This is a genomic window from Cyanobacteria bacterium GSL.Bin1 (assembly GCA_009909085.1).
GTDB lineage: Bacteria > Cyanobacteriota > Cyanobacteriia > Cyanobacteriales > Rubidibacteraceae > Halothece.
The window spans coordinates 1-9,529 of record JAAANX010000168.1 but is presented as its reverse complement, the minus strand read 5'-3'; the positions used below and the strand labels follow the sequence as shown (position 1 = coordinate 9,529).

Genomic DNA, 9,529 nt, shown 5'->3' with positions numbered 1-9,529 from the left:
TTAGAGAACAAATCAGGAAGTTATCAATCTCAGGGGTATTGAACCCCCTCGATTGATGGCGATTCATCTATCGACTAAGCCTAACGGCTGTAGTCGTAGGATTCTCGCCTATTTTGCTAAACTCCAGTAAAAGATGCTCTGCCACTCACTGTAAACGATCGCGCTAACCATTAAAGACCAATTGACGCATCATTAATCCTCCCGTTCCTCTACCCCATACTCAACAAACAACCGCGCCAGACTAATCTCTAACCCCCGTGCTAACCGCTCCATATTTTCCAGCGTTGGATTGATCATTCCCCGCTCCAAATTAGAAATATAAGTGCGATGGATGTAATCCTGCCAACTCCGCCAGCTCTTCCTGAGACAACTCCAATTCGCGCCGCCGCACTGCCTTGCCAAAACGTTGCTTAATGGAAGAAGAATTCAAATCAGTCACGGCTTCATCATCGAGAATTGCCGCGACTGCTTTTACAGATTATCCATAACATTGTGTAGACTATAAATAACAAATTGAATTTGTTAATCGCACTTTCCCCATACTCTTCTACGTTATAGCGATGAATCTCATTGAGGCGAGATAAATTCAGCCAGTAGTATTGACGAATATGATAGGTCAAATGATTCACGCGATGCCTTCGGCTCGGTCTGCCTAGCGGCGCGGGCTAACGCCCTACGACCTACGCGCGCTGCTTTCAGGCAAGGATCATTATCGGGAGAGGCTGGGAGTAGTTCTTCTGCTGAACGCAATGCCATGTAAAATAAGGCTTGAATATCTAAGGGATGTCCATAAACGCCCATCCGCCGATCAATGGTAAATGACCCGTCAGGCACCAGCATGGTGGGCAACATTTCAAAGCGGGCGGTGAGATAGAGGTCTAAAATGAGACGGATCGCATTTTGAAACTCGGGTTGCTGGGCAAGTGTCCAATCATCAGTGGCTTTGACATAAGCCCGTAAGATAAACAGCCACCAAAAACAGGAATCGACCGGGGCAACTCGCGCGATCGCGCTTTCTCCAAAGTCAGGAATAATTTTCTCTGCCTCAACTTTAAAACTCGCCGGCATCAAGCCTTGACCAGGCTGAAAACAGTCCATTTGCTTGCGACAGTTTTGCAACTCAACCATCTGGGTCAAAAAGTTGCGGACAATGTCTGTCTTCCCCCGCATAAGCAAGGCTAAAGCCGCAACAGCAAAATCGCGAGTGAAGCACTGATCATAGTTCAGCGCCTCTTCTTTGGCATCACAGGCAGCAACAATTCCCACTGGCGAACCCTGATAATAAATCATTGCTTCTTCTAATGTTTGCTCAGCGATTTCGGTAATCGAATTAGAATGATTGGCAATGTCCATGATCAAGTGAAATTGTGCTGTTTGACTTCATTCAAATTAACAACTGAATCTGAGAAACAATTAAAGGAATACTCCCGACTGGCAGCCATCTACGATCAAAAATGGTCTTTTTATATCGAGGCAACAACCCGTGAAACCCTGAAGCGGGTGACTTTAACCCCTACTGATCAACTTCTCGATGTTGGCTGTGGAAGTGGCACTCTCTTACAACGTCTATCAGAACGTTACCCCAAAGTGAATCTGTCTGGCATCGATCCAGTCTCGCCGATGCTGGAGATCGCACGCCAAAGACTTCCTGAAAGGGTGAAACTTTACCAAGGTTGGGCCCAAAGGCTCCCTTTTGAAGCAGAGCAATTTGATATTATTATCTCATGCAATATGTTCCACTATCTTCAGGAACCGGTTCTGGCGCTGCGAGAAATGCGACGGGTTCTGCGTCCAAGCGGCAAACTTGTCATCACGGATTGGTGCCACGATTACTTAACTTGTCGCTTGCTTGATGGATTTTTACGTTGGTTGAATAGGGCACATTTCAAAACCTATGGTAAGCAGGAGTGCGTACAGTTGTTGAAGGAAACCGATCAAGTTGTCCTCAACGTAGATCGATACAAAATCAATTGGTTTTGGGGATTGATGACAGTTTATAGTGTCAAGGATAATGAAATGTCTAATCCTGATAATACTTGAAATTTATTAATTTAAAGCTACCTTCTGTATTCATAGCAAAAGCAAGGATTTTCCCTTGTTCCACATCAATAATCCAATATTCTTCCACTCCTAATGCTTCATACGTGGATTAATCTTCTTGTAATACCGCTTGTATTGTGCGTAGTTGCTCTAATGTCTTCTGAATAGAATTTTTATCAATCTCTTGGAAAAGGTTTTGATCTAATTGCACAAGAATTTCTCTGGCTTCCGCAATCAAGGCTTCCCCTTCTGCTGTGAATCGAATTTGCTTTTGGCGTTTGGGACTCTGAATCTGTTGCAGATAACCTGCTTGGGATAATTCCTTAACTGTTTTTCTAACCATTTGTCTAGATACACCAAGTTGTCGTGCAATTTCTGAAGCATAATTCGCTCCACATTCCAAAGCACTCAGGAACTGTAACATAGCTGGCGTAACTGAGTGATAGCCCCTCTCACTTAAAGTATTTGCAAGGTACTTTGAGATCAGGAGATTAATCTGGGCTGTTTCTAAAAATAATTGCAAGGTGTTACTCCCAGCCATAGATGGTGCTTCATTTGTAAACCTAGTTGACATCAATCTAAAATCCTTGTATCTTGTGTATGTATGTTAACCTAGTTTACATCAGAAAGAGATGACAATGTTAAAAATCATTTTGCGGTCAAATGCGACAAGTTGCCTTCTGTTTGGTGTTGTTTTTATTTTAATCCCTGAGCCAATTGCTAAGTTTTTGAGCCCAGATCAGCCAATGCCACTGTTAACTCTCACGATTATAGGTACTGGATTGGCAATTAATGGTTTGCATTTAATTTGGGCTTCACGACAGGCGACACTATCCAAAAAGCTGCTCCTTTATTTTTCTTGCAGTGATTTTCTCTGGGTTTTAGGAACAGCTATGTTGATCCTCAAGGGAATTTGGATAACTAGCCTACAAGGGATTATTGTCGCGATCGCGGTTTCAATTGGAGTTGGCACTTTTGGAATATTACAACTACTAAAGCGCAAAATGGCAGTGAATTAAAGTCTATTGAAACAGCCTAAGTGCCCATGCAAAATTAACCGTATAAATTTTCGGCTGAAACCCTTACCAAAATAGCCTCAAACCTATATACAGTACTGGTTTTACTTCGATCAGGCAATTTTCTGGATATACTTGGGTTTCAGCGCTTTTTAAACGATTACTTAGGTTGAATAATGGGACAAACGCGATCGTCTTCTGGGGTTTCTAAAATGGGATCAGCCCCAGCTAAAAGGGATTTAATTTGAGTTTGTAGATGTTGTAGTGCTTGAATTTTTTGGTCAATTTGAGTCATTTTATTTTTTAGTTTTTCCTTAACTTCGTGACAAGGAATTTCACCGCGATTGAACTCCGCTCACCGAATCAAAGATTCGATCGCGCACGGTTAAAAACTCTTTGATTTCGCTTAAACTCATTCCGAAACTTTGCGCCTGTTTAATAAATTATAAGCGAATCAGGGTCATTTTCTCGTCAAATAAACAAAACCCACCGCGCGATCATTGGACCACATGAATTAAACCTAAATCTTCGTAATAGCGAATGGTTTTTGTTTTTACCGATAAACCACTGACTTTACTTAATCAGTAGGATTCGCACGATCGCGCTCTTGGTAACGAACTAAGATCGAATTTTGTCTCAGATTGGTTCGATTATAGTATTCACGAGTAAAGCCACCATGGAGAGCATAACGGGCTTGTTCCCTGATCGAAGCGACAGTTCCCATCATCGAATCAGAGGGTTTAAGATAATTCGTCAAGACCAAAATATTGCCAGTTAACAAAATAAACACCCCTAATCCCAAAAGCGTTTTTTTTTAGGCTCAAAGAACTAGAATCACTTGTATCCGTTGTTTTCACCGTGATTAACCTTCCCTTATTAAGTCACTTGATTTAGCTTACACTCTCCCCTATTCCTCACAACATTAGGAGGAGAAAATTGCCAATTCAGGAAAAATTAAGGTCAGATTGCTAGATTAAGGGGTTAGTCAGAGTCAGTATAATATAGAGCATCAAAATGGGAATTCAATTAACGACGGGGCAACGTTTTTCTCTCAAAAAACAAGTACCTGGCTTAAACGCATTACTTTGCGGTTTAGGTTGGGAATTAAGACCTCAAAAAGGTTGGAAAAAGTTATTTCAACCCGATTTTGATTTAGATATTTCTGCCTTATGTCTGAATGAAAATGGAAAATTGGAAAAAAGCACTGATGTTGTTTATTATGGAAGTCTAACTCATTCTTCAGGAGCAATTAGTCACTTAGGAGATAACTTAACTGGAGAACATACTACTCTTCATGCAACAGAAAATGATGAAGATGATAGTGAAATCAATGATAAAGAGCAAATTTTAGTGACATTACCACAAGTCCCAAAACGAATTAAAAAGTTGCTAATCGTTGCTAATATTTATGAAGCCGGTCCACGGAAACAAAATTTAGGACAGGTCAATAATGCCTATGTCCGATTAGTGGATATGGAACATGAAATAGAAATTGCTCGTTATTGTTTATCGGAAGATGATTGTTGTAAGTCGAAAACAGGGATTATTCTAGCTGAAATTTATCGTCAAACCGAAAATAATGAGCAATGGCAAGTGGAAGTAATCGGTCAAGGAACTAACGTCGGAAACTTACAAGAATTGGTAGAACAATATTACTAATTTTTGGTTGTTCGGAAAAATGAAGTAAGGAGAACGACTGTTCTCATTTAATTTTCAGCCAAGGAAGCTATCCTCAGGAAGACAGTTAGTATGTCTGATCAATGTTACTAAACAAACATCAATTCTCCTTATGCTTAGGGGTTTTTCTTGGTAGTTCAATGGGGTTTCTTTTCCCTTTACTGAGAGAAAACCAATCTTTATTACTTGCCCAAACCCAACCATCCACTGAACTCCAAACCATGACCCTAGAATCAGTCAATACGATTATTCGCCAAGAAGCGAGTAATGTTAATCGAATTAATCAACAACAATGGCAATTTCAACTGCAAGGGCGTTCCATGATTGTTGTTGCGAATGAACAACATAACCGGATGCGTATTATTACACCAATTACTCAAGTTCAACACTTCCCTCAAACCATCCCTTGTATCCTTGAATACGCTTGTACTTTAAGAACTGATATGAAGCTAAAGCCACACCATCTACCGCATGAGTAGCAGGGGTTTGATTAGACTTTTCTCTATCTTTTTCTAGCCCAAGCATCTCTCGTCTTGCTGAAGTTTCCCAACCGTATTTAGTGGTGACGGGTGCTATTTCAGGAAGCCACTGTTCCGTCATCACTTTTTGACCTACCATCACAGGAGAAAATCCCTTATCCCCTTTTGCTTTAACGATTTCGTAGATGATAGAAGAAATGGGAAACAACCCCGATAACTCCTTGACTACACGGTATTCTAGCTGACGGTTGGCTCTGATACTAGGAGGGAGCTTGTGACCTCTACGATTATTAAAGCGTTTTTGACGGTGAGCGCGTAAGTTAAAAGGGAGCTTACGGTTAATTCGTCGTCCTCTTCTTCCTCTTCGCATCATCGCTCTGGTTTCCATTCGGTCTTTAACCCGTTGAAAGGGTAGCTCTAAGTGAGCGGTGAACAAGGTGGCTTTAGATGATTGAACCCCGATCCCTGAATAATGTTTCCCTGGGTCAATTCCCACCGCTACGGGTTGGGTTTCTTCTCCAGAATCTACAGTTAATTGAACCGCGAAAGAATGTAAGTCGTTTTTGTAAATTACGGCTTTCCCTTCTTTGAGCCAGCGTCTAGCACGACTCGCCTTAGTCGGCATTAGTGGTTCTCCGTTTTTTGATAGAACTGGAACACGATACATGGAGAAAATCCTCTCGTGATAAAGTTTTCAGCCTCTTCGCCCACCCTGACCAAGATGTCCCTTCTTAAGGCAACCCTCCAACGAGTTTTAGAGATAATCCGAACTAGAGGAGTATTCGGAAGTCTGTACCAGATCAGGGCTAAATCGGCTATTCAACTATTTAGGAGAGCGTTGGAACTCTCAATCTCCCTCTATACTCTCCCAAGAGAGTTAGAGGGAGTCGTTGAACATCAGTCTGCTTGTGTTCTCCCAAAACCAATTAACACCGTCACTAGCGCCATTAACATCAACCCACTGAAAAATAAAGCAGAGCGATGAGTGCTCATGGCATAGCCCATTTCCAACGCAATATTGGCTGTTAAGGTACGCACGGGATCGAATAAACTATTAGGAACTTGCACCACATTCCCACACACCATCACCACCGCCATGGTTTCCCCTAACGCTCGTCCTGTTGCTAACACGATTCCTGCTACAATCCCAGATTTACTGGCGGGTAACACTACCCCCCAAACCGTGGCAAAGCGACCTAATCCCAACGCCTGAGCACTGCTTAAATATTGAACAGGAACATTAGCAAAACTGGAATCCGTTACCAGTGCTACTGTGGGCAGAATCATTAGACTTAAAATGCAAATGCCAGCGAGTAAACTTGCCCCTGGCGACTGAATCTGGTTAATTAACGGGACGAGAACCACCAATCCCCAAAACCCATAAACTACGGAAGGAATACCAGCTAGAAGTTCAATGAGACGGCGATAAATCAGCGCGATCGCGATCGGCGATAAATCAGCGCGATCGCGATCGGGGCATAATAGTGAGTAAAAATCGCAGAAATGACCCCAGTTGGGGTTGCCACCAGAATCGCCCCCAAACTGGTCAAAATGGTTCCCAATAGCATCGGGATGAAATTGTATTCTCCAGCAGTGGGGTGCCAACTGCGATCCGTAAAAAACTTGACCAGTCCAATCTCACTGAAAATCGGGAAGGCTTTCCATGTCAGAAAAATAACAATCAGCAGTAAAATTGCACCGCAAATCAGCGCCATGAGACGTAGCAACCAGAGAATAATCGCTTCACTGGGAAACTGGGCTAAAAGATTGCTCTTGAATAATGTCATGGACTTGAGACGATTGTGCAAATTCAATAAACGCTTGGGCTAAATCCGTAGGTTCACCGTTGGTAACGAAATTCAGGGGGCGACTGAGGGGGAATTGCCCTTGACTCAAGGTTTCGGTAGAGGCTTCGATTCCTGCCAGAGGCAATAACTGAATCGCAGTCCCCTGATCGCGGTTCACTTCTGCTGCACCAATCGAGACATATCCAATCGCGTTTGCATTACCCGCAACCGTTTTAATCCCTTGTTCGTTATCGCCGATAATCGTATCGGGAACCACTTGTTGTGGTTCTAGTTCAAAAAAGTTCAGAAACACCTCTCGGGTAGCACGACCCGCAGATTTATGCACCACCGTGATCGGCGCATTGTTTCCCCCCACGGCTTGCCAATTGTTAATTTTGTCAGTGTAGATATCAATAATTTGTTGATTGCTGAGAGAGGTAACCGGATTATCCTGGTGAACAATGATTGTAACGCCATCCCGAGCAATAGTATGCGCCATCAAGTCCGATTCCTCAGCAGCGAGCGTACGGGAAGCCATGCCAATATCCGCCACACCTGAGCGCGCATCAGCAATTCCCCGAGAAGATCCCCCCGTTTGCACATTAATTTCCACCTCGGGATGATTTTCTTCATAGGCTTTCGCAATTTCTGAGGCAACCGGGGCAACGGTACTGGATCCCGTTAAAGTTAAGGTTTGGGTTGAGGAGTCATTGCCACAAGCAGAAACTCCGATTAAAAGGAAGCCGATGCCAATCGGTTTAATCAATTCTTGGGTTGTCATATCAATTAAATTTCATATAAATAAGTTTTCATGTAAAAGAACCAAATATTTTTTTCCTGTCTTTTCCATAGGAAGGGAAAGCTAGGAAAATCATTTTGTCATGTCCTGGCTCACCGTTGTTTCAAAATTGCCAAAATGAGAATCAGTGAAATTCCAATAAGCAACAGCCCAGATTAAACCCTTTTTCCCGGAACTGAGCCACTTCTGGCGCTAAGTCATACAAAACACCTTTGCCAATGCGTTGGGCTTTCACCAATCCTTCCTCTCGCAAAATTTTCAGATGATGGGATAACAAACTCTGTTCAATAGGAATCAGTTGATTGATTTCCCCGACATAACGTGGTTTCTCTCGTAACAGTTGCAACACTTGAAAGCGCGTCTCATCAGCGAGAAGCCTTAAACGGCGAGCGCAATAGTCGGAAGAATAAGCCGAAGAAACCATAATCGAAACTGTAATTCATCTTGAAGTTAACCCAAAAACGGCAAGCACTATAGTTATGATCAACTCACCTTAATCTGAATTTTACCTGAGAGACAGATAAAAAAAGTCCCAGTTTCTATTCTTTCAGTAAAAATTAAGGCAACCCTTCCACAATCAAAAGCAGTCGCAGATTACGCCTTCTTAAACAGAAGGCGCCTGCTGCGACCGTTGCTCAGCAAACAGAGAAATGAATATGACTTATCTCGAAACAACCGCACAATTTTATAAACAAGTCGCCGAAACCCCAGAATTGGGCTTATGTTGCGTTCAAAATGGCTCCTTTCAACTCCCCGGACTCAGTATTCCCTCTGCTATGCAGGAAATGAACTACGGCTGTGGCACAACCGTTCAACCCACAGAATTAGGGAATCAACCCACTGTCCTCTATGTTGGCATTGGCGGAGGGTTAGAAGCCCTGCAATTTGCTTATTTTTCCCCTCGTCCGGAAGCCATTATTGCGGTGGAACCGGTTGCAGAAATGCGCGAGGTCGCCAAACAGAATCTTCACCAAGCTGCGAAACAAAACGAGTGGTTTGACCCCAGTTTTGTCAAAATTGTTTCTGGGGATGCCTTTAATTTACCCGTTCGGAATGAATCCGTTGATGTTGTGGCGCAAAATTGTCTGTTTAATATCTTTGAACGGCAAGACTTAAAAACTGCCCTCAAAGAAGTTTATCGCGTTCTCAAACCCGGCGGTCGTTTATTGATGAGTGACCCCATTGCCACTCAGCCGATTCCAGACAAACTCCGTCAAGATGAACGGTTACGAGCAATGTGTCTTTCCGGCGCACTGACTTACCCTGAGTATATGAATTGCTTAGTAGAAGCTGGGTTTGGTGAAATTGAAGTGCGCGCCCGTCGCCCTTATCGCCTACTCGATACCGCCACCTATGGCTTAAGTGAAGATTTACAGTTGGATAGTTTAGACTCAGTTGCATTGAAAGTTCCCACCCCAGCCGATGGTGCTTGCATTTTTACTGGGAAAACAGCCATTTATCGGGGTTCAGAAGAAACTTGGGATGACGGGAAAGGACATACTTTCCAAAAAGGCGTTCCTTTAGGGGTTTGTGATAAAACCGCTCATCAACTTGCCCAACAGTTTCCAGACACCATTGTTGTTACTGCATCAACATGGCATTATCAAGGGGATGGCTGTTGTTAAAGCGTTCTTTTAATTCTCCTTTCTCGGCTAAGTTGGATGCAAAAAAATATTAATCTCTTTATTATCAAAAACTCAGTTTCTACTTAGAAAAACGAGTGAAGATAAT

The 9,529-nt window shown here is 42.8% G+C and carries 7 protein-coding genes and 6 pseudogenes; 4 read left to right on the top strand and 9 right to left on the bottom strand.

The genetic code is table 11. The features are described from left to right. Positions 1–192: 192 nt before the first annotated feature. Both GVY04_19625 and GVY04_19620 read right to left on the bottom strand, forming a co-directional pair. A pseudogene (locus GVY04_19625) lies at positions 193–439 on the bottom strand (helix-turn-helix domain-containing protein). Between the two features lie 7 nt (positions 440–446). Beyond that, positions 447–1,326: pseudogene (locus tag GVY04_19620) on the bottom strand (hypothetical protein). Between the two features lie 9 nt (positions 1,327–1,335). Between GVY04_19620 and GVY04_19615 the strand changes: the two are divergent. After that, positions 1,336–2,040 carry a methyltransferase domain-containing protein gene (locus GVY04_19615; protein NBD18256.1) on the top strand — a complete coding sequence of 235 codons (705 nt, stop codon included), beginning with the start codon at positions 1,336–1,338 and terminating at the stop codon, positions 2,038–2,040. Here the strand turns inward: GVY04_19615 and GVY04_19610 are convergent. Next, a pseudogene (locus tag GVY04_19610) lies at positions 1,995–2,149 on the bottom strand (Uma2 family endonuclease). The gene GVY04_19615 and the pseudogene GVY04_19610 overlap by 46 nt on opposite strands. Beyond that, positions 2,150–2,614: a MarR family transcriptional regulator gene (locus GVY04_19605; protein NBD18255.1), complete on the bottom strand. Its 465-nt coding sequence runs from the start codon at positions 2,612–2,614 to the stop codon at positions 2,150–2,152. Between the two features lie 64 nt (positions 2,615–2,678). Here GVY04_19605 and GVY04_19600 point away from each other — a divergent pair, with 64 nt between their 5' ends. Further along, entirely contained in the window at positions 2,679–3,059 is a 381-nt protein-coding gene (locus tag GVY04_19600; GenBank protein NBD18254.1) for a hypothetical protein, read from the top strand. A gap of 157 nt (positions 3,060–3,216) precedes the next feature. On the opposite strand, the pseudogene GVY04_19595 reads toward GVY04_19600, so the two are convergent. Continuing rightward, positions 3,217–3,598 (bottom strand): annotated as a pseudogene (locus GVY04_19595) (MerR family DNA-binding protein). A gap of 472 nt (positions 3,599–4,070) precedes the next feature. On the opposite strand from GVY04_19595, the gene GVY04_19590 reads away from it, so the two are divergent. Continuing rightward, the gene (locus GVY04_19590) at positions 4,071–4,715 is read left to right on the top strand and encodes a TerD family protein (protein ID NBD18253.1); all 645 of its coding nucleotides are present in this window, start codon (positions 4,071–4,073) and stop codon (positions 4,713–4,715) included. Positions 4,716–5,111: 396 nt separating this feature from the next. Here the strand turns inward: GVY04_19590 and GVY04_19585 are convergent. The 4 genes and pseudogenes from GVY04_19585 to GVY04_19570 all read right to left on the bottom strand — a co-directional run bounded on the left by GVY04_19585 (position 5,112) and on the right by GVY04_19570 (position 8,222). Then, a pseudogene (locus tag GVY04_19585) lies at positions 5,112–5,879 on the bottom strand (hypothetical protein). 230 nt (positions 5,880–6,109) lie between these two features. Next, positions 6,110–6,999 (bottom strand): annotated as a pseudogene (gene pstC, locus GVY04_19580) (phosphate ABC transporter permease subunit PstC). Then, a complete protein-coding gene (locus tag GVY04_19575; protein ID NBD18252.1) occupies positions 6,956–7,780 on the bottom strand; it encodes a solute-binding protein in 825 nt (274 codons plus the stop codon). The pseudogene pstC and the gene GVY04_19575 overlap by 44 nt, the downstream one beginning before the upstream one ends. Positions 7,781–7,922: 142 nt before the next feature. Further along, complete coding sequence (locus GVY04_19570) at positions 7,923–8,222, bottom strand: metalloregulator ArsR/SmtB family transcription factor (protein ID NBD18251.1); 300 nt, start codon at positions 8,220–8,222, stop codon at positions 7,923–7,925. A gap of 232 nt (positions 8,223–8,454) precedes the next feature. On the opposite strand from GVY04_19570, the gene GVY04_19565 reads away from it, so the two are divergent. Next, positions 8,455–9,423 carry a methyltransferase domain-containing protein gene (locus tag GVY04_19565; protein NBD18250.1) on the top strand — a complete coding sequence of 323 codons (969 nt, stop codon included), beginning with the start codon at positions 8,455–8,457 and terminating at the stop codon, positions 9,421–9,423. The last annotated feature ends 106 nt before the right edge of the window (positions 9,424–9,529 follow it).

Coding starts and splice junctions, on each gene's coding strand:
- GVY04_19615 (NBD18256.1), top strand. CDS start 1,336: ATGATTGGCAATGTCCATGATCAAGTGAAATTGTGCTGTTTGACTTCA.
- GVY04_19605 (NBD18255.1), bottom strand. CDS start 2,614: ATGTCAACTAGGTTTACAAATGAAGCACCATCTATGGCTGGGAGTAAC.
- GVY04_19600 (NBD18254.1), top strand. CDS start 2,679: ATGTTAAAAATCATTTTGCGGTCAAATGCGACAAGTTGCCTTCTGTTT.
- GVY04_19590 (NBD18253.1), top strand. CDS start 4,071: ATGGGAATTCAATTAACGACGGGGCAACGTTTTTCTCTCAAAAAACAA.
- GVY04_19575 (NBD18252.1), bottom strand. CDS start 7,780: ATGACAACCCAAGAATTGATTAAACCGATTGGCATCGGCTTCCTTTTA.
- GVY04_19570 (NBD18251.1), bottom strand. CDS start 8,222: ATGGTTTCTTCGGCTTATTCTTCCGACTATTGCGCTCGCCGTTTAAGG.
- GVY04_19565 (NBD18250.1), top strand. CDS start 8,455: ATGACTTATCTCGAAACAACCGCACAATTTTATAAACAAGTCGCCGAA.